12 protein-coding genes are annotated in these 20,618 nt (G+C 64.3%); 7 read left to right on the forward strand and 5 right to left on the reverse strand.

Features of this window, described 5'->3' with window-relative positions; genetic code table 11:
- Positions 1-285 precede the first annotated feature (285 nt).
- The 3 genes from FA89_RS14055 to FA89_RS14065 all read left to right on the forward strand — a co-directional run bounded on the left by FA89_RS14055 (position 286) and on the right by FA89_RS14065 (position 4,957).
- Positions 286-2,943 (forward strand): TonB-dependent receptor, encoded by a 2,658-nt coding sequence (locus FA89_RS14055; RefSeq protein WP_036141356.1) that lies wholly within the window; start codon positions 286-288, stop codon positions 2,941-2,943.
- Positions 2,944-2,969: 26 nt separating this feature from the next.
- A complete protein-coding gene (locus tag FA89_RS14060; protein WP_051938795.1) occupies positions 2,970-4,136 on the forward strand; it encodes an ROK family protein in 1,167 nt (388 codons plus the stop codon).
- Between the two features lie 86 nt (positions 4,137-4,222).
- Positions 4,223-4,957: a DUF1868 domain-containing protein gene (locus tag FA89_RS14065; RefSeq protein ID WP_051938796.1), complete on the forward strand. Its 735-nt coding sequence runs from the start codon at positions 4,223-4,225 to the stop codon at positions 4,955-4,957.
- 71 nt (positions 4,958-5,028) lie between these two features.
- On the opposite strand, the gene FA89_RS20260 is transcribed toward FA89_RS14065, so the two are convergent.
- Entirely contained in the window at positions 5,029-5,169 is a 141-nt protein-coding gene (locus FA89_RS20260; protein WP_185754372.1) for a hypothetical protein, read from the reverse strand.
- 242 nt (positions 5,170-5,411) lie between these two features.
- Between FA89_RS20260 and FA89_RS14070 the strand changes: the two genes are divergently transcribed.
- The 3 genes from FA89_RS14070 (at position 5,412) to FA89_RS14080 (ending at position 10,780) form a co-directional block, all read left to right on the forward strand.
- Positions 5,412-7,340, forward strand: a complete 1,929-nt coding sequence (locus FA89_RS14070) for a M61 family metallopeptidase (protein WP_036141358.1) — start codon at positions 5,412-5,414, stop codon at positions 7,338-7,340.
- A gap of 107 nt (positions 7,341-7,447) precedes the next feature.
- Positions 7,448-9,103 (forward strand): glycosyltransferase family 39 protein, encoded by a 1,656-nt coding sequence (locus FA89_RS14075; RefSeq protein ID WP_036141361.1) that lies wholly within the window; start codon positions 7,448-7,450, stop codon positions 9,101-9,103.
- A gap of 42 nt (positions 9,104-9,145) precedes the next feature.
- Entirely contained in the window at positions 9,146-10,780 is a 1,635-nt protein-coding gene (locus FA89_RS14080; protein ID WP_036141362.1) for an NAD(P)/FAD-dependent oxidoreductase, read from the forward strand.
- Between the two features lie 5 nt (positions 10,781-10,785).
- Here the strand turns inward: FA89_RS14080 and FA89_RS14085 are convergent, their stop codons facing one another.
- From FA89_RS14085 to FA89_RS14100, 4 genes are all read right to left on the reverse strand, one after another.
- Entirely contained in the window at positions 10,786-12,351 is a 1,566-nt protein-coding gene (locus FA89_RS14085; protein WP_036141365.1) for a tryptophan halogenase family protein, read from the reverse strand.
- Positions 12,352-12,463: 112 nt separating this feature from the next.
- Positions 12,464-14,905 (reverse strand): TonB-dependent receptor, encoded by a 2,442-nt coding sequence (locus tag FA89_RS14090; RefSeq protein WP_036141368.1) that lies wholly within the window; start codon positions 14,903-14,905, stop codon positions 12,464-12,466.
- Between the two features lie 234 nt (positions 14,906-15,139).
- Positions 15,140-17,767, reverse strand: coding sequence for a glycoside hydrolase family 3 protein (locus FA89_RS14095; protein WP_081916611.1), 2,628 nt, complete (start codon positions 17,765-17,767; stop codon positions 15,140-15,142).
- Between the two features lie 73 nt (positions 17,768-17,840).
- Complete coding sequence (locus FA89_RS14100) at positions 17,841-18,854, reverse strand: LacI family DNA-binding transcriptional regulator (RefSeq protein ID WP_036141370.1); 1,014 nt, start codon at positions 18,852-18,854, stop codon at positions 17,841-17,843.
- Between the two features lie 290 nt (positions 18,855-19,144).
- Here FA89_RS14100 and FA89_RS14105 point away from each other — a divergent pair, with 290 nt between their 5' ends.
- Complete coding sequence (locus FA89_RS14105; RefSeq protein WP_441295049.1) at positions 19,145-20,578, forward strand: MFS transporter; 1,434 nt, start codon at positions 19,145-19,147, stop codon at positions 20,576-20,578.
- Positions 20,579-20,618: the final 40 nt, after the last annotated feature.

The raw sequence follows: 20,618 nt of genomic DNA on the forward strand, positions 1-20,618 counted from the left end.
GTGTGCACTGCACCCCGACCGAGCCGGCAAATGCTCGGTGCCATCGCCTTGGCCGACCGGCCGCTGACCGCACCTCAGTTGGCGACGAACATGGGCGTCAGCCGGCAAGCCGCCCTTAACAACTGAACCTTCTGACGGCGCGCGGCTCGCTCGCAAGCGCGTTGGAGGGGCTTGCCTTGTCATGCAACCCGGTCGGGGCCCGGATGCTTCATGAAAAAGACGATCTGGACAATAATCTGTAACAGTGCGTGATTAATGTAGCCATACTTCCTCCGGCAGTCCTTCATGAAACGGCAACCTCTTTTCCAGGCCCTAGGCCTCGCGCTCCTCGCTCAGGGCGCGCCCTTCTCCTCAGCATTCGCGCAGAATGCTGCACCGACGGAGGAGACAAAGCCCGCCAAGCCCGCCGCAGCGACGAATCTGGGTGCCATGGTCGTCACCGGTGTCAGTGCCGCGACGCAACGTGCCGCCGCCATCAAGCGCGACTCAGATGTGCTCATAGATACGACCTCCGCCTCAGACATCGGTGAGCTCCCCGACTTCAACGCCGGCGATGCCCTAAAGCGCGTCGCGGGCGTCAATGCGCTCACCTACCAGGGCGAGCCACGCTTCGTGATCGTTCGCGGCTTCAACCCGAACTACAACGATCTGCTGATCGACGGCTTCAGTCTGGCGTCTACCGACATCAACCTTGGTCAGACGAACACTGGCGGCCGACAGGTATCGATGGAAGTGCTCCCGTCGAACATCGCGTCGCACATCGACGTCGTCAAGATGGCCACTCCTGCGCAGGATGCCAACTTCATCGGTGGCCTGACCAATTTTGTTACGCCGAGCGCCTTCGACTACCCGGTGCACGCGTTCTCCGCAACCGCCACAGGCGGCATCGCCGAAGATAGTTCCAAAAACGGCGGTAATCACGGGGTCGGACAAGCCCAGGTATCCGGATCACGCCAGTTCGGCGACCACCACCAGTACGGCATTTATCTGTCCGCTACCTATTGGAAGCGCGACATCAACGTGCCCCAGGTCGAGATGGGTGGAACGCGGAACTGGTATAACGCAGCCGGAGTGCAGACCACAGCATACAGCGGGAACGGTTATGCCGTGCCTTCCTCGCGAGTGAATTACAACTATCAGAACAAGCGCGACCGCACCGGCTTGCAGGGCCGTTTCGACTGGGCGATCTCGGATCGCTTCACCGCTTTCCTCAATGCGTACTATTTCCGCCAAAACGAAGATTCGGATCGCAACGACCTCAACGCCGCCGTACAGACCGGCTCGCTGAACCTGGGGCAGACCGCCACCAGCGGCAACCTGACGAAGGTGAACCAGACCATCCAGCTTGGACGTTATCGATGGAAGCGCGAACTTGGCGGTCTGTACGGCCGGTTCAGCGGAGAACTGGATGGCGGCTGGATGGTCGATGGTGGATCGAGCTGGTCGAGTTCGCGCGTCGACAACCCGCAGACGGTCGATAACTTCGCGCAAAATGGGCTGGGCTTCGGCTACGACACGTCCGGTCAGACACCGAGCTTCGCTCCATCCAATCCTGCCCTGGCCAACGACGCGTCACGGTACGCGCTCGGTTATCACCGTGAAGAGCGTTATCGCCTTCGCGAAAACCGCTTCGACGAGCAGCTTAACTTCAGCCGTAACACGCAGACGACCGACCGCGGCTGGGGCGTAGGTTTTGGCGCGCGCATCAGCGCGATCTACCAGGATGTCTCGTTCGACCGGACCAGCTGGTCGGGCGCGCCTTATACACTGGCCGATGTCCTTTCCGGACAGAGTCTATGCGCCTTCCAGTGCGATTCGCCGATCCCGCTGATCAGTGCTTCCGCGGCCGACGCAGCATTCCAGCATTATGCCTCGAGCGAAAAGGTGACGGAAGACACCGCCTCCGAAGCCGGCGGCACCTACCGCACTCGCGAGGTGGTCTATGCGGGATACGGCCAGGCACAATATCGCAGCGGCCGCTGGCTGTTGCTCGGCGGCGTACGGGTCGAGGCCACACGGGCCGGGTCGAGCAGCACACAGGCAACGAACGGGACGTATGCGCCCGTCTCCGCCTCCCAGCATTACACCAATGTCCTGCCGTCCCTTATGGCCGTCTACGATACGACCGAAAGCAGCAAACTGCGTTTAGGTTTGAGCAAGACCGTGAGCCGACCCACCTTCGGCTCATCCTCGCTGCACGGCGGCGTGCTCAACACGCTGTCCAGTCCGGCGACGCTGGCCGTCGGCAATCCCGACCTCAAGCCCCGGCAGTCGACCAACCTGGACATCGCCCACGACTGGTACGTCGATGGTGGGCGCGGCATCGTGTCCGTCGCCGGATTCTACAAGTGGATTCACGACGACATCTTCAACTACGGCGAACTGGAGCAGGTCGGCGGCGTGGACGTTCCCATCCTGGTGACGAAGTCGCGAAACACGGATAAAACCGTGCGGGCCTGGGGCGGCGAGTTTGGTTTCTCCGACACGTTCCATTTCCTGCCGCATCCGTTCGATGGCCTCGGCTTCAGCGCAAACGCGACGCTGATGCGCGCCAGCTTCCCCGTGACCTTGTCGGACGGCAGCACGCGGCGTATGAGCAGCCTCCCCGAGCAGCCGAACGAGATCTACAACGCGTCGATTTTCTACGACAAGGGCCCTGTCCACGGGCGTATCGCATGGAACCACCTGGGATGGCTCTGGGACGACCGCTATCCCAACTTCACCACGGCGGGCTTCTATGCGAACCGTTACCAAAAGCCGACAAACAACATCGACCTGCAAGCGTCTTACGACGTGGACAAGCACTTCGCCATATCGCTGGATGTGCTCAACCTTACGCGCCAGGGCGTCACCGACACCTACGGGAAGACGCAGGAGCTGCTCCAGTCCGAATGGCGGCTTCCGCGTCAGGTGATGCTTAGCGTAACCTTCAAAGACCTGTGAGTCTCAACCTTGGTATGGATCGCCGCATGGCCCCTCCCGACACCCGAACCCGACGCATCGGGCAAGCATTTCGTCGCAAGAACCCGCTGGTCACGTTCACCGAGAACGAGCGCGCACTGCTCACGCTGGTGCGCGACCTCGGACCTGTGGCCCGCTCTGTGCTCGCCCGCTCGATGGGACTGGCGATGCAATCGGTCGTCCGCATCGTCGAGAGCCTCACCGAACGCGGATTCCTGCGCATTGGTGACGAGGCCATCCGCAGCAGCGGTCCGGGACAGCCGAGCCTGCCTGTCACGATCGTGCCCGACGCCGCGTATGCGGCGGGCGCCTCGGTGACGGCGGCCCGTACCCATCTGGTTATCCTCGACTTGCTGGGCCGTCCGGTCGCCGAACGTCACTGCCGCGCCGACGGTGCGCATGTCGACGACGTCGTCCAACTGCTTAGAGGGGAATTGACGGGCATGCTCGGCGAAAGCGGTATCCCTGCCGAGCGCCTGTTCGGACTCGGTGTCGCCACGACCGGCTACTTTGTCGGTGAGGGACGCCTGAACACACCTGCCGCCATGGAGGATTGGGCACTCCGCGATGTGGAGGAGACCCTGTCACGTCACCTGAGCCTGCCGGTATGGATCGAAAACGACGGTAACGCCGCCACGGTCGGTGAAAAACTCTTCGGCGTCGGACGGCGCTACGACAGCTTCGCGTACGTCTACGTCGCGGCGGGCCTCGGCGGAGGCGTCGTCACGCAGGGCACGCTTTTCCGAGGCGTCCACGGCAATGCGGGAGAGTTCACCGGTACGCTTCCGCTTGAGCAACGCGAGTGCCGGCCGAGCCTGGCCCGCCTGCTTCGCCTGGTCAACGATGCCGGTGGCAACCTCAACGACATCGACGAACTGCTGGCCAGCTTCGACATCGAGTGGCCGGGGGTGGACGAGTGGCTTGCGACGTCGGCGCCCGTCATGACCGCCATCGCCTCCGCTATCGGCGGCGTCCTCGATCCCGAAGCCATTGTCATCGGTGGGCGCATTCCACCAGTGCTTGCCCGGCACCTCATCGAGCGAACCACGTTCTACGCTGCGCCCCTTCGTGATCTGGAGCGTCCTTTCCCCATCCTGGTGTGTGCAGAAGCACCAGGTGACGCCGCCGCGCTGGGCGCAGCCTCCCTCCCCTTCAGCGAGCATTTTTTCCTATGACCCCTCCACGCGACCCTTCCGTGCCCTTCGACAGGACTCGCCGCCAGGCCCTGCAGCGCCTCGGAAAAGTCGCCCTGGCAACGTCCATGATCGGCAGCGCCGGCCGCGTCTGGGCCGAAACGACGGGCAGCCGCGCTAAATTGCACGACGTCGGCCGAAAGTTCGAAAGCAATGGCAAGATACGCGGCTTCAGCGGCAACACCATCATCTGCCATGTCCCACAGCAGGAGGCGGGCTACGAGACGTTCGACAGCCTTCTCGACGTTTACCGCGACCTCCAGCCCATGGGCTTTGCAAAGAAACTGTCCATCCTGCCGCCGTCGAGCTATCACATGACGATCTTTGGCTGCGCCAACGACCAGGATCGTGTGGCGGGAAAGTGGCCCGGTATCGTTTCGCTAGACGCACCGTTGGAAACATGTCACGCCACGCTCATCGCAAGACTGAGCGCGCTGAAGCTGGACAGCGAACTGCCGTTCCGCATGCGCGTCGACGCCGGGCGAACGCCTCCTCCGGAGGGACTCCGGGTCGAGTTGGTGCCCGTCGACGCCGCCGAGGAAGCCAAGCTTCGCCGCCTGCGCGACCGCATTGCCGAGGCGGTAGATATTCATACTACGGACCATGACAGCTACACATACCACCTGTCGCTGGGCTACCAGACGGCGCCATTCGACAAGGACGAAGCCGATGCTTTCGAACGCTCACGGCGGGGCTGGCACCAGATACTGGCGAAAAAGATCGACGTGCTTCATCTTGGCGCACCGGAGTTCTGCACCTTCCGCGACATGTATGCGTTTCGCCGACGCCTGCTGATTACCTGAAGCTCAGCTCCTCGAAGTTGCACCTGGTTCATTTCGGGCGATCGAATCCTGTTACTGCATTTACAGGGTCGTTATTCCGCCTTGCAAGAGAGCTGCGGTGATGACGGCAGGCCGAGCGCTTGTGCCACGTATTCCCCTTCAGACAGGCCCTGGTGCCCGTCGGCTTCAAGCGCGACGTCGGCCTTCATACGTTCGCCGGTGAAGAAATCCATCGCCTCCACGTTCGCGCCACTCTTGGATTCCGACAGGACACACGCGCGGCGAGCATCCCCAGCGACATGGCGATTACGAAGGGGCTCGCGCACTCTCTCGAAGACCGGGTTGCAGACATCACGATGGGTTCCTGGCTAAGGACGAATGGCCCCGCGTGGCGGTGCCCCGCCCCAGGCCGCTATTCTACCTGCCCAGTGGCCGGTGATAATGCCGGAATGCCCGTCCCTACCCAGAGTCCCCCATGCCCATCATCCGTCGTAAGTTCTCGCGCCTTTGCATGGCGATGGTCGCTCTCGGTACTGGCAACATCCACGCTCAGCAGGCCGCTACGGACCAGGTGCCCGCACTGCAAGACGTGCCGTATGTCGGCACGGTAACGCTCAACGTCGATGTCAGCGACACGGCGCAGGGCATCTACCGGGTCCACGAGTCCCTACCGGTACAGGCAGGCGCGCTCACCCTGCTGTACCCGCAGTGGATTCCCGGCGATCACTCGCCGACGGGCCCTGTCGCGATGCTCGCCGGTCTCAGGCTCAGTGCCGACGGCAAGCCGCTTCCTTGGGTGCGCGACAAGTACAACGTCTACGCCTTCCATGTCGACATTCCCGCCGGTGTGTCGACGCTCGATGCCGATTTCCAGTACCTGTCAGAACGCGCGGACGACGCGGACTTTGAGATCACCGACCGCATGATGTACATGGAGTGGAGCAAGGTGGCGCTCTATCCGGCGGGTTATTACACGCGCGGCATCACTTTCGCGCCCAGCGTGACCCTACCGCATGGCTGGCAGGCGGGCACGGCGCTGGAGACAGCCGCGACATCGGGAGACACCACCACCTTCAAGTCGGTGACCTTCGACAACCTCGTCGACTCGCCGGTATACGCCGGCCAGTACGTGAAGCGCGTGGCCCTGAACCCCGGCGATAAAGCGCCGGTGTATATGGACGTCTTCGCCGATGATCCCAAATATCTGGAGATGTCAGCCGAACAAGTGGCAGTGCATCGCAACCTGGTGACACAGGCCACGAAGCTGTTCGGTTCGCACCACTACGACCACTACGACTTCCTGTTCTCGCTGTCCGACCAGCTGGCCGGCAACGGCACCGAGCACCATCAGTCCAGCGAAGACGGTCTGGGCGCGGATTATTTCACCGCCTGGAACGACAACGCGTCCGAGCGCGACCTGCTCGCCCACGAATATGTTCATTCGTGGAACGGCAAGTTCCGCCGCCCTGCCGATTTGTGGACGCCAAACTTCAACGTTCCCATGGGCAACTCGCTGCTCTGGGTCTATGAGGGTCAAACGCAATACTGGGGCTTCGTCCTTACCGCGCGCGCAGGCATGTGGACGCCGCAGGAGTTCCGGGACGGCCTGGCGATGGTCGCCGCCAACTACGATCGCAACCGCGAGGGTTTCCAGTGGCGTTCGCTGGAGGACACCACCAACGATCCCATCGTCGCGCACCGGGCTCCCCTGCCCTACCGTAGCTGGCAGATGAGCGAGGACTACTACAGCGGCGGGCAAATGATGTGGCTTGCCGTCGATGCGAAGTTGCGCAGCCTGACGGGCGACAAGCGCTCGCTGGATGATTTCGCACGCGCGTTCTTCGGGGTCGACAATGGTAGCCACGTACCGAAGACCTATAACTTCGACGACGTGGTCGCTGCGCTGAACGATACGGCAAAGTACGATTGGGCGAGCTTCCTCAAGGCTCGTGCATACAGCCTCAATCCGCCGCTACAGGATGGCCTTGCAGGTACCGGCTGGAAGCTGGTGTACGACGACAAGGAAAGCGCGTTCGAGAAGGCCTATGACGGCCGCCCGGAAATTTCGCGTCACCTGTTGAACTTCACGTGGTCGATCGGCCTGACGATAACAGGCAGCGGCACCATCAACGACGTGCGCTGGGACGGCCCGGCTTTCAAGGCAAGGGTCAGTACGGGCGCGACCATCGTCGCGGTGAACGGCATGGCATATTCGAAAGATGCCCTCAAAGACGCGATCACATCCGCGAAAGACAGCAAGAGCGAGATCGCGCTGACACTGAAATACCAGGGGCGTTTCCGCAGGGTGTCGGTGGATTATCACGGCGGTCTGCAGTATCCGCACCTCGTGCGGGTGCCGGGCACGCCGGATTACCTCAGCGAGATCATGGCGGCGAAGAAGTAGACGGATGTATGGCAGCGGCCCGTGCAGGCCGCTGCCTGCGATGAGGCGAGGTCCAGCGGCGGCCCCGAAGAAAGCATGCAGAAAACCTGGGTACCTAGGATGCACGCATGTTTTCGCGCATTCGCCCCTGGTATGGAACTGTCGGACGTTGTCTGGGCCTGCTGGCCCTGCTCGTCCTGCGCTTGCTTTGGCTCAGGGCATACCCGCTCAATTCCGACGAGCCACAGCACGCGCACGTGGCCTGGAGCATTGGCCAGGGCGACCTGCCCTATCGCGACGTCTTCGATAACCACGGGCCGCTCTTCAGCGCGATCTACGCCCCGCTGATGCATGCCATGGGTCCGCGGTCGGACATCCTCGAGTGGTTGCGACTCGCGGTGGTGCCCTGGTACCTCCTGGCGCTGGTAGCTACCTGGTGTCTGGCCCGTCGGCTTTATTCCCGTGGCATCGCCGATGCCTCCGTGGTGCTAGTTGGCCTGACACACGCCTTTTTCATCAAGATGGGCGAGTTCCGCACGGACGATCTTTGGACGGCGCTCTGGCTTTGCGCACTGGCGACTGCGGTACACGCGCGGGGGCGGGCCTCCCGATGGGCGCTAGTCGGCTTGCTGCTGGGTGCGGCATTGTCGGTATCGCAGAAGACGCTGCCTCTTTCGTGTGTCGCCCTGCTCGCCGCGGCCTGCGTCTGGGCCATCCCATGGCGTAAGGACAGGCGAGCTCTGCTGAAGGGCGGCAGCGCCCTGCTGGCGGGTTGCCTCGTCGTGCCTGGTGCGTTCGCTCTCTATCTCGCTACACAGCATGACCTCGGGCCGGCGTGGTACGACCTCGTGGCGTACAACCTGTCTGCTACCGGGCGCGCGGCACACGCCGATCACCGTCTGGTCTACGCGATGCTGGCCGTCGCGGTCGCCATGGCGACCACGACGTGGTTGCGGCGAGTCGATCCGGGTGATGCGCCGACACACTGGCGCCTCTTCCTCGGCATCCATGGGCTTTTGTTCGCTTCCTTTATCTGGTTGGTATGGCCGCTGCCCACGGCACAGGACTTTCTGCCGGTCATCCCGACGATTTTCGTATCCCTGATCGGTCTGGTCGGCCTGTTTGGACGATCGGCCGCATGGCCTCGATCGCGCGCGGCAGCCCTCGTGGCCATGCTGGGCGCGGTGGAGCTCGTCTTGCTGATCGAGCAGGCGCCGCCCTGGCGCGACACCCTCGCTTACAAGGAAGGGCAACTGCGCACCGTGCTTGCCTGCACATCGCCCGACGACACCGTCATGGATGCCAAAAGCGGTGCCATCTTCCGCCCGCGGCCGTACCACACGGTGTTGGAAAGCATCGCCCTGCAGCGCTTCGAACGCGGGCTCAAGGCGGAGGACATCGTACCCGCGCTGGTCGCGCACCGCACCATGACGGTGATCGTCGACCGGCTGCCGCCAGCGACCCGCGCCTTCATTGCGCAAAACTACCTGTCCGGCACGGCGAATGTCTTCATGGCCGGGAAACAGCTGGTCGGCCGGGATTTCGATGTGACGTTGGCGGGTACCTACACCGTGACCGACGGCGCGTCTGAGGTAGCTGTCGTCATCGACGGCCGGCCGGCCGCGTCGCGCTGGCAGCTATCCGAGGGACATCACTCACTGGATACACTGTCGCATGGCGCCCTGGACCTGGTGTGGAGCCCGGCATGGAGGGGAGGATGGCGGCCCGTCGTTACCCCAGGCTCGTTTCCACCCCACTTAAATGCATCGCTCGGCGCCCCTTAATGCGAAAATAGCCGACCGCCCCCCTGCCCCCCCCTCGCCCCCATGATTCGACTCACCGACATAAAGCTCCCGCTCGACCACGCCGAAGGCGCCCTCGAGGCGGCCGTCCGCGCCAGGCTGGCGCTCGGCCAGGCGGGGCTACTCGGCTTCACGGTCTTCCGCCGGGGCCATGACGCGCGCAAGCGCGGCAACATCCAGCTGATCTATACGCTGGACGTCGAGGTGGCTGACGAGGCTGCCCTGCTCGCGCGGTTTGCGGACGACAAGCACGTGCAGCCCTCCCCCGACACCAGCTATAAGTTTGTGGCGCAGGCGCCGGCCGGTCTCGAGCAGCGCCCTGTCGTGATCGGGCTTGGGCCGTGCGGCCTGTTCGCGGGGCTGCTGCTGGCCCAGATGGGCTACCGGCCGATCATTCTCGACCGGGGCAAGGCGGTGCGCGAACGCACGGTCGACACCTGGGCCCTGTGGCGCAAGCACAAGCTGGAACCGGAATCGAACGTGCAGTTCGGCGAAGGTGGCGCGGGCACTTTCTCCGACGGCAAGCTGTACAGCCAGATTTCCGACCCGCTCCACCACGGCCGCAAGGTGCTCACGGAGTTCGTGAAGGCCGGCGCGCCGGAAGAAATCATGTACGTCAGCAAGCCACATATCGGCACGTTCCGGCTGGTGACGATGGTGGAAGCCATGCGCGGGACCATCGAGGCGCTGGGCGGCGAGATTCGCTTCAACCAGCGTGTCGACGACCTGCTGGTCGACAGCGCCGCCGATGGATCCCGGCAGATCCGGGGTGTGGTCCTGGCCGACGGCGAACAGTTGCTGAGCGATCATGTCGTACTCGCGGTGGGGCACAGTGCGCGGGATACGTTCTTCATGCTGCACGACCGCGGCGTGTACATGGAAGCCAAGCCGTTCTCTGTCGGCTTTCGCGTGGAGCATCCGCAATCGATCATCGACAAGGCGCGCTTCGGGCCGCAGGCGGGTCACGACCTTCTCGGCGCTGCAGACTATAAGCTGGTGCACCACTGCAAGAACGGTCGCTCGGTCTACAGCTTCTGTATGTGCCCGGGCGGCACGGTGGTGGCTGCCGCGTCCGAGCCGGAACGCGTGGTGACCAACGGCATGAGCCAGTATTCGCGCAACGAACGTAACGCGAACGCTGCGATCGTCGTGGGTATCGATCCGAAGGACTTCGCCGCCTTCGACGACAGTGGCAGTCCGTTGGCCGGTATCGCCTTGCAGCGTGCGCTCGAATCGCGCGCGTACGAGCTGGGTGGTCGCAATTACAGCGCGCCGGCGCAGTTGGTCGGCGACTTCATCAAGGGGACGCCTTCGATCGAGTTCGGCACGGTGCAGCCTTCGTACAAGCCCGGGGTGCGTCTGACCGATCTCGCATCGGCCCTCCCCGACTACGCCATAGAGGCCATCCGCGAAGCGCTCCCGGCGTTCGATCGCCAGATCAGGGGCTTCGCCATGAACGATGCGCTGCTCACGGGGGTAGAGACCCGGACCTCGTCGCCGGTACGTATCCGTCGCGGCGACGACTACCAGAGCCTCAATACGCGCGGGCTGTTTCCCGCCGGCGAAGGCGCGGGTTATGCGGGCGGCATTCTTTCGGCAGGGGTCGACGGAATTCGCGTGGCGGAAGCGGTGGCCAGGAGTATCAACGGGGCTGCCTAATACCGTCACATGGGGTGCCCTTGAAGATGCTCACGACACAGCTGTTCAACCAGCGCACGATGGTCCGGTAGATCGTCCAGTGCGCGCGTGGCCGCCTGCTGGATCATCGCGAATTCCCGTCGCGCTGCGTCCATGTGCGGATAGGCGCTGAGCATGGGCTCCAGGTCGGTCTGGAACTCCATGCCGTACAGGATGTACTGCCAGCTGGACGGCATGAACATTTCCAGGTCGCTGACAAAATCCAGCCGGTGTGGCGGTCGGTGCTTCCACATCGCGAGCTTTTCCTGCAGGGTCCGCGGGATGCTGGCGGCGTCGCCATTGTCGATCCAGAACGAAGAGTCACGCCGCTGGCTCAGGCAGTAGTGCATCTTGATGAAGTCGATGATGCGATCGTAGCGGGCCACCATCATTTCGTTGAAATGCCTTGCGGCGCCTTCCATGTCGTCCGTGTCGACCGGCAACAGGTGCGTGAGCAGGTAGGTCGCCAGTTCGACCAGTGCGATGCCGGTGGATTCCAGCGGCTCGACGAACCCGCCGGCCAGACCCACGCCCACGCAGTTCTTGCGCCAGTGCTCGGGACGGTATCCCGTCTCGAATCTGATGTGCAGCGCCTTCAGTCCCTCCCCCGCCGTGCCCACGTAGCGCCGGAAGACATCTTCGGCACGGTCGTCGGTGGTGTGCCGCGACGAATAGACATAGCCGGTGCCACGCCGCTTCTGCAACCCGATATCCCAGATCCAGCCGGCCTCCTGCGCCGTGGAGATGGTGTACGAAGGGATAGGCGCATCCGGCGTCTCGTACGGCACCTGCATGGCGACAGCGCGATCGGCGAACAGGACATCCGCGCGGCTGCGAAACGGTGACTTCATCGTGTCGCCGATCAGCATGCCACGCAGTCCGGTGCAATCCACGTAGAGATCGGCGGTGAGATCGCCCTCCTCCTTCGTGACCACCCGGGCGATGGCGCCCTGCTCGTCCAGCTCCGCGCGCTCCACCGTGGCCATGTGCCGAACCACGCCGAGGGTCTGCTGGCCATGCTCGGCAAGCACACGCGCAAAGCAGGCGGCATCGAAGTGGAAGGCGTGGTTCATCGGCCCCTGGTAGTCCGGGTCCCTTGCCCGCCTGGGCGCACGCGAGTGGTCGACCAGTGACGTTTGCATGGAGACGGCTTCGGCAAACGACATGCCCTCCGGCGCAGCACCGAGCAACCAGTACGGCAACAACTCAGGCCCGCCCGGACGCTGGCTGGGTGCGTTGAACGGATGAAAGAAATGGTCCGGTCCGGGCTCACCCGGCGGCCGTACCCAGTGGCGATAATGGATGCCCTGCTTGTACGTCGCCGTGGCACCGACCAGGAAGCGGCGCTCGTCCAGACCGATCGCCGACAACGTCCCACGAATCGAGGGAAAGGTGGCCTCGCCTACCCCGAGCAAGCCGATGTCGGGCGACTCCACCAGATGCACCCGCACGCTCCGCGGATCGACCGCGTTGACCGCCTTGGCCAGGTAGCAGGCCGTCAGCCAGCCGGCGGTGCCTCCGCCGACGATCAGCACTTTCTTCAGGCGCGCCATGGGGTTTCCCTGCCGATACGGCCGGATGGAGATAAAGAAAGGCCGGGCCACCACAGGCGGGCCCGGCAAAAAAGCCACTCAGGGGAGACTGAGAACGGCAAAGCCAGCTAACTCAGAACCAGACGCCCAACTGTACGCCGTAGGTCCGTGGCGCGAGGTACTGCGACACGTACTGCAGCGAGCCGTCGGCCATCTGGAAGCGGCCGGCGCTGGTGCGGGTCCTCTTGTCGGATACGTTCTGCACGTAGCCGTTGACCCACCACTTGTCGCCCGGCTCGCTGTAACGCAGCGACAGGTCGCCACGCACGTAGGCCTTCTGCTGGTCACCGGAACCCAGGTTGAAATAGCTCAGCCACTGCGCGCTCTGGTACTGCGCGCTGATCCGGGGCGTGAGCTTGCCACCGTTGGCAAGGTGGAAGGTGTGCTCATAGATGCCGGTGAGCGACACGTTCGGCGCGTGCGGCAGGTCGTTGCCGGTGACGTCCAGGCAGCTGGCCAGGTTGGATGCCGGCGGGCATGCCGGCAGGCCCTGGTAGTCGTTGGAACCGGCGTAGACCAGTTTGCCCAGCTCCTTCTTCGGGATGGCCGAGAAGATCAGGTTGAACCGGTCGTCCTTTTGCTGATACGCCAGCTCCGATTCGATGCCGAACACCTTGGTGCTGCCGCCCACGTTGGAGAAGCCCAGGCCGTGGTTTCCATCGGGGTAGATGATGGGCGCGGACAACTGGAAGTTCTTGAAGTCTTCGTAGTAGATCGCCGAGTTCCACGTCATGTGGCCCTCGAGGAAGGTGAACTTGGTGCCGACTTCGTAGTTGGTCAGCGATTCGGGCTTGTACAGCGTGCCCGCGTCCTGCGTGCCGCCCGATTTATAGCCGGTGGAGACGCTGGCGTAGAGCAGGCCGTTCTCGCTGACGTCGGTATCCAGGCGCACCAGCCAGGTCGGCTTGCTCTTGCTGTACTTGGCCGTGTTCCGCTGCGAGACGCTGAAGCCGTTCGACGGGTCCGGATACACGTCCGGCGAGATCGGCACCTGCGGTACGGTCGGGTCAGCGGCCCAACCCCAGTTGATACCGCCCTTGTTCTCCTTCTCATCGTGCGACCAGCGCGCACCACCGGTGAGGCGCCAGTGGTCACTCAAGTGCCAGGTGGCCTGACCGAACAGCGCATACGACTCCACCGTTTCCTTCGGCTGGATGAAGGAGCCCTGCCAGCTGACCGTACCGTAGCGCGTACCGTTCATGATGGGGATGTCGAAGCGTATGTCGTTGTCTTCGTAGCCGTAGTAAGCACCGAGGATCCAGTCCACCGTCTGCGGCCCGACGGACTTCAGGTTGATCTCCTGGCTCCAGCTCTTGTACTTCGAGTCGTTGGTCCGGTCGTCCTGGTACACGCCGTTGGTGGTGAAGCTGGTGGGCACGCTCACGCCGACGTCCTGGTCGAAATCGCTCTTGCCGGAGTAGCGGTTATAGCCGGCGATGTAGCTCAGCTGCATGTCGTCGCTGATGTTCCAGTCCATGCGGCTGCGCAGTGTCTTGGATGTACGGTCCAGGTAGGGCGCCGTGTCGATCAGCGCCGACCAGAAGTCCTGACCCTGACGCGGCGTCTGCATGAGGCTCATACTGGGCGTGCCGTGATCGGCGAAGTACTCGTACGACAGGTTCCACTTGAACGCGTCGCTGGGCTGCCACAAGGCACTGACGCGGGCGGCGGACTGGTCCTGCGAGCTGTACTTGTCGCCGCCCTGCACGTACTGGCCCGGGTCGATCGGCCGGAAGTTGGCCAGCGTGCCGCCGGAGATCGGCGACGCCAGGTACGCCTGTTGCTGCTGCGCCACGCTGGGCAGCTGGCCCGACGGTTTCTGGTAATCGACGTAACCGTCGTGCTGCTCGTGCACCACGGCCACGCGCATGGCGAAGGTGTCGCTGATGGGCAGGTTGAACGCGGCGCGCGCGCCGGCCTGGTTGTAATTGCCTGCGCCGACCTGTGCATTGCCGTAGAAGCCCGCGCCGATGTCCGGCTTGGCCGTCTGGAAACTGATGGCGCCGGCGGTGGAGTTGCGACCCCAGAGGGTGCCCTGGGGACCGCGCAGCGTTTCGACGCCTTCCATATCCAGCAGCAGGCCCGATGCCGCTTCGGCGCGTGGCGCGTAAATGCCGTCGACGAAGGTGGCGACCTCCGGATCGGCGTACTCGGTCTTGGCGCTGTCGTTGCCGATACCACGCAGGGTCAGCGTCACAACGCCGTGGTCACCCTGGGATGTGCCCTGCAGGCCCGGTACCAGCTTGGTGAGGTCCTGCACCGTCATGACGCGCTCCCGATCGAGCGTGTCGACGGTGATCGCGGTGACAGCCACCGGCGTTTTCTGCAGTGGCGTCTCGCGCTTGGTCGCCGTGACCGACACGGCGTCGAGGTTCTGTACTTTCTTTTCTGCGGCGCCCGGCGCGTTGGACGGCGGCGGCGTTTGCGCGGTCGTATCCTGGCCCGCGGCGAACGCCGTGCCCGGCGCAATGACGAGCGATATGGCGACGTACAACAAAGTGCGGTGCAGATTCATCTGGCTCTCCCCATCAATCGTTCGGATAAGTCACGAAGGTCCCCTACTCCCTCCGGCACGCCATCGATCCAGAATGACAGCGCTGTCATCGAGAGATAATAGAGTGCCGTGGCGATGAATGCTTGCCGCAAGGCAGCACGTCATCCAGGCAACGACAAACTCAGGCTACGCAGACTCGCGCGATGCTCGCGGAGCCTTTCCATCGGCGAATATTGGTGCAAAGCGGATAGAACATCAGGGTGTGCCGCTCTCGTGGGCGGGGCATGACAAGGTCCGATCCGCCACCGTGCCGAGCGACACGTCGGTGATGGCGACCTTTCCGCCCGAGTGGCTGGACCACTCGAACGGACGATCGATCCTCCCCATGTTGGCGCCGGCATCGCGGAAGCATTTCAACGGGATGCCGACGCGTAGCCACTGCCCCTTGGGCAACGCGGCAAGCTGGCTACCGACGGCTACCCCGCCACCACAGCCGGCGCCACAGCCGATGCCGATGGTCGAGTTGTCCCCGGGTGAGAGGGCGTCGACGCGCAACGTGGTCACCAGCAGGACATCGCCGTTGGTCTCGCGCTCCACGTCCATGGGTGCGGGTGCCACCAGTGCGATGCTTGCGGCACCGGTGCCGCTGCCGGACCAGCTGAGGCTGCGCGCGTCTTCCTGTGCCTTGTAGTCGAGCGCACCGATACGCAGGCTGCCGTCTGCCGTGGCGGCCGGTGTCGCGGCGACATCCATGGCCACGCCGTTCGCCCCGGTCAGGCGCACGACGACATCCTGTGACGGCTTGCCGCGGGTGAAGTAAACGCCGGCTTGTTGGCTGCTCAGGGTGATCCCCGGATCCTCGGACAACGTGGCCGTCTTCCGGTGGGCCACATAGGTCAGGCCGAAGCCGTAGGGAAACTGCGGCTGCTCGCCCTGCGCCCCGGCTGCCGCCGGGCCCTGTATCGCCCGGCGCGGCCACGTATAGGACAACGTGCCATGGAAGTCGTGCGCGATACGGCCATCACGGCTACGCAGCAACACATCGGCGATGCCCTCCCCTTCGCTGCCCGGCAGCCATGCCACCACGAAAGCGTCGGCGGCGTTGATCTCGCGATTCATCCACAGGGGTCGTCCGGTCAGGAACACGGCGACCACCGGCACGCCTTGCCCGCGCAGCTTTCGCAGCAGATCGAGGTCGCGGTCGTTACCGGGGCGGTAGGCCAGGTTCGGCCGGTCCCCCTGGAACTCGGCGTAGGGGTCTTCACCGAACACTACGATGGCGACGTCGGGCTTTTGCGTGAAGTCGCCATCCACCGACAGCTCGGCGCTGCCACCCGCAGCGTTTACCTGGGCCTTGATGCCTGCCCAGATGGATGTAGCTCCCGGGAAATTCGCGTTGGTCTGGCCCGTTCCCTGCCAGGTCAACGTCCAGCCGCCATTCTGTTTGGGGATATTGTCGGCGCCGTCGCCGGCGACCAGGACGTGCTTGCGCGGGTCGATCGGCAGCACCGCACGGTCGTTCTTCAGCAGCACCAGTGATTCGCGAACGGCCCGCCGCGCCAATGCTCGATGCGCAGGGTTCCCGATCACCTTCGCGGACCTGACGGCCCATAGGTTGGTCGATGGCGCGCCGGCCTCGAACATGCCCAGGCGCACCTTGACCCGAAGAATACGCGTCACCGCTTCGTCGACGCGGCGCATCGGGATCACCCCGGATTTCACCTCGGCCAGCGTGTTTTTGTAGAGCCCCTTCCACGAGTCGGGCGCCTCCAGCATGTCCAGCCCGGCGTTGTACGCCACGGGGCAATCTTCGTTGGTGCAACCGGGCACCTGGCCGTGCGCGTTCCAGTCGCCCAGCACGATCCCGTCGAAACCCATGCGCCCCTTCAGCACGTCGGTGATCAGCGGCTTGTTGCCGGCCATCTTTACGCCGTTCCAGCTGGAGAACGAGACCATGACCACCTGCACACCGGCGTCTATCGCGGGTGCATAGCCTGCCGCGTGGATGTCGCGCAGCGTCGACTCGCTGATCCGTGCGTCGCCCTGGTCCTTGCCATCCTGGGTGCCCCCATCGCCGAGGAAATGCTTGGCCGTGGCGATCACGTGCCCCGAGTCGAGGAATTCAGGCGTACCCGCCTTGCCTTCCAGGCCGCCGACCATCGCCGAGGCGTATTGCGCCACCAGTGCAGGATTCTGGGAATAACCCTCGTACGAGCGGCCCCAGCGCACATCCTGCGGCACGGTCAGCGTCGGGGCGAATGTCCAGCTGATGCCGCTGGCACGCAGTTCCTGCGCGGTAACGGCGCCGATGTCATGGATCAGCTGCGGGTCGCGCGTCGCACCCAGCGCCGAGTTTTGCGGAAACAGCGTGCTGCCGACCAGATTGTTGTGGCCATGCACCGCGTCGATACCGAACAGCACCGGGATCGCCGGCCTTCCGCTCGATGTGTCCATGGACGCGTGGTAGAACGCATCGGCCAGCGCCTGCCACTGCTTGCCATCGGGATACGGCTGTCCTTCGGGCTTGGAGTTGCCACCGGCCAGCACCGAGCCGAGGCGGTACGTGCGTACGTCGTCCGGCGTCACGTATTTGATGTCGGCCTGGATCATCTGGCCGACTTTGTCTTCCACCGACATGTTGGCCAGTAACGCCTTCACCCGGGCTTCGATCGCGGGGTCGGACGGGAGCGGCGACTGCGCTTTTGGCCATTGTTCCGGGTGTACGGACGCGGCATCGCCAGCGACGGCCGGAACGGTGGTCAGCAAGGCGCCTGCAAACGGCAGCACGGAGGAAAGACGTCGCAAAAACAGGCTCGATCGCTGCAGCAATGGCACGTCAAGGCTCCAGGCTGGCGTACCGGCGGCACGCTTGTCGAAGCGCATCCTGGCATAAATGACAGCGCTGTCAATTTGCTATGCAGCATGACTTTCCTGGCCGGGCGGCCGGGTGACTGCTTCAGGGCGCGGCGGCGGTGGAGCCGCGGATCTGCAGCGAGAAGGGAATCTGCACCAGCTTGCCCGTGCCTTGACTGCGCAAGGAGTTCAGCAGTTGCTCGGCCGCGATCTTCCCCATCTCGCGACTGGGTTGCTGGACGGTGGTGAGCGCGGGCCACAACTGCCGCGACAGCGGCGTGTCGTCGAAGCCGCAGACCGACAGGTCGTGCGGCACCTTCAGACCGTACTCGCCCGCCGCCCACATGACGCCGGTGGCCATGTCGTCATTGGCCGCGAATACCGCCGTCGGCCGGTCGGACAGCGAGAACAGTTGCCGCGCCGCCTCAACGCCGGAGCCGAACGTAAAGGCGCCCTGCACCACCAGCGCCGGATCCTCCGGCAAGCCCGCGGCGGCCATCGCGTCGCGATAGCCGGCCAGTCGCCAACGGCTGGCGCCATGGTCGGCGATGCCCACCACATGAGCGATCCGTCGGTGTCCCAGCTCCAGCAGATGCTCGACGATCGCGCGCGCGGCCTGCTGCTCGTCCATCGTGACGCCCAGGGCCTTGCCGCGCTTCTGCGGCGACACGCTCGCATAGGGCACGTCGCGTTCGCGCAGGCGTTTCAGCAGGGGCGCATGGTCGGTGATCGGAGGCGTCAGCACGACGCCGTCGGGATGGTGGTCCGAAATCAGCGCGTCGAAGCGACGGATGAAATCGCCATCGCGCATGCGCAGTGGCCGCACCATCATGCTGTAGCGATGCGCGTCACAGGCCTCGAGCACGCCGTCCTGGATTTCGGCCAGATAGGTCGATGACGGGTTGTCGTTGTTGTCGTACAGCATCGCCACCAGGAACGAGCGGTTGCCCGCCAGGCTGCGCGCCGACGGGTGCGGGCGATAATCCATTGCTTCCATGGCCGCGCGCACGCGCTCGCGCGTGGCATCGGTCACGTTGGCCTCGTCGTTGAGAACACGCGACACGGTCTTGGGCGATACGCCCGCCGCGCGCGCCACGTCTTCGAGGCGTACCCGCATGGAATCTCCGCTGTCACCGCACTGGCGGCTGACTATGCCGCCAGCCCTTCGCCTTTACAAGGGCGACAAGCGGCCATGATGCTGCGTCCGCAACATGCGGTAAGCCCGGTGCCATGACATAACGGTGGCTGGAGGAGATACCCATGACCGTTTCAACCACAGCGCGGACCGGTGGCGGGCACGCCAAGCCGGCCGCCGACGGGCGCGGCCGCGCGGGACGTGGCCGGTTGCGCGAGGGCGCGGCGCCGAGGACGGAGCGAGCCGCCCTGTCGTTCTGGCAGATATGGAACATGTGCTTCGGTTTCCTCGGCCTCCAGTTCGGGCTCGCCCTGCAGAACGCGAATGTCAGCCGGATATTCCAGACGCTGGGCGCGAACGTGAACGACATCCCTGCCCTATGGATCGCCGCGCCACTGACGGGGCTGATCGTGCAACCCATCGTCGGTCACTACTCCGACCGCACCTGGAACCGCCTGGGTCGACGCCGGCCCTACTTCCTGGTCGGGGCCGTGTTCGCATCGCTGGCCCTCCTGTGGATGCCGAATGCGCCGGCGTTATGGATGGCGGCCGGTCTGCTGTGGATCCTGGATGCGTCGATCAACGTGTCGATGGAGCCGTTCCGCGCGTTGGTCGGTGACCAGTTGCCAGCGCGCCAAGCACCCACGGGGTTTGCGATGCAGAGCTTCTTCATCGGCGCCGGTGCCGTGGTCGCCTCCCTGTTGCCCTGGGTCCTGGCCCGGTTCGGCATCGCCAACGTTGCGACGGACGGCGCCATCCCCGACACGGTCAAGTACGCGTTCTATGCCGGCGGAGCGGTACTGCTGGGCGCCGTGCTCTGGACCATGCTGACCACGCGCGAATATTCACCCGCGCAGCTGCGATCGTTCGCCGACAACGTACCCGAAGGCCCCGCGGTGGACGTATCGCCGGCTCGCCGCCCCGGCCTGGCTCTGCTAACGGCCGGTGCCGTGGTCCTGATCGCGATCAGGTCCTTCGCGCTTGAAAAGGAGGTTTACCTGCTGGCCGGCGGCCTGATCGCCTTCGGCGCGCTATTCACCTGGCTGAGCCGTACGCGCAGTCACGGCATGCTGCGTGAGGTGATGGGCGACCTCTATGGCATGCCCGTGACGATGCGGCGACTGGCCGGGGTGCAGTTGTTCTCGTGGTTCGCGTTGTTTGCGATGTGGATCTACACCACGGCGGGCGTGACCCAGACGCTCTACACCACCAGCGATACCACCTCGGCCGCGTACAACGAGGGGGCCAACTGGGTCGGCGTACTGTTCGCGGCCTATAACGGATTCGGCGCCCTGGCCGCGGTGGTCATCCCGTTGATGGTGCGCCGTTGGGGCCTGCGCATCAGCCACGTAGTGAACCTGTGCCTGGGTGGCGCGGGCTTGCTGTCGTTCCTCTACATCCACGATCCACGCTGGCTGCTCGCCTCGATGGTGGGAGTCGGCTTTGCGTGGGCTTCCATTCTGTCGCTGCCCTATGCGTTGCTTTCGGACCATCTGCCGACCGCGAAGATGGGCGTCTACATGGGCATCTTCAACTTCTTCATCGTGATTCCCCAGGTGCTTGCGGCGAGCATCCTGGGATTGCTGCTGCGCCTGTGCTTCCACAACCAACCCATCTGGGCGCTTGGCCTGGGCGGCGTCAGCCTTCTCATTGCCGGCCTTTGCACCCTGCGTGTTCCCGAGCCGGGGCGCTGGCCTGTCGCATAAGTCCGCACCCGCCTGCTTTTGTTGCACTGCGGTTTGCAAT

Origin of the sequence: Luteibacter sp. 9135 (genome assembly GCF_000745005.1) — a bacterium.
Classification (GTDB): domain Bacteria; phylum Pseudomonadota; class Gammaproteobacteria; order Xanthomonadales; family Rhodanobacteraceae; genus Luteibacter.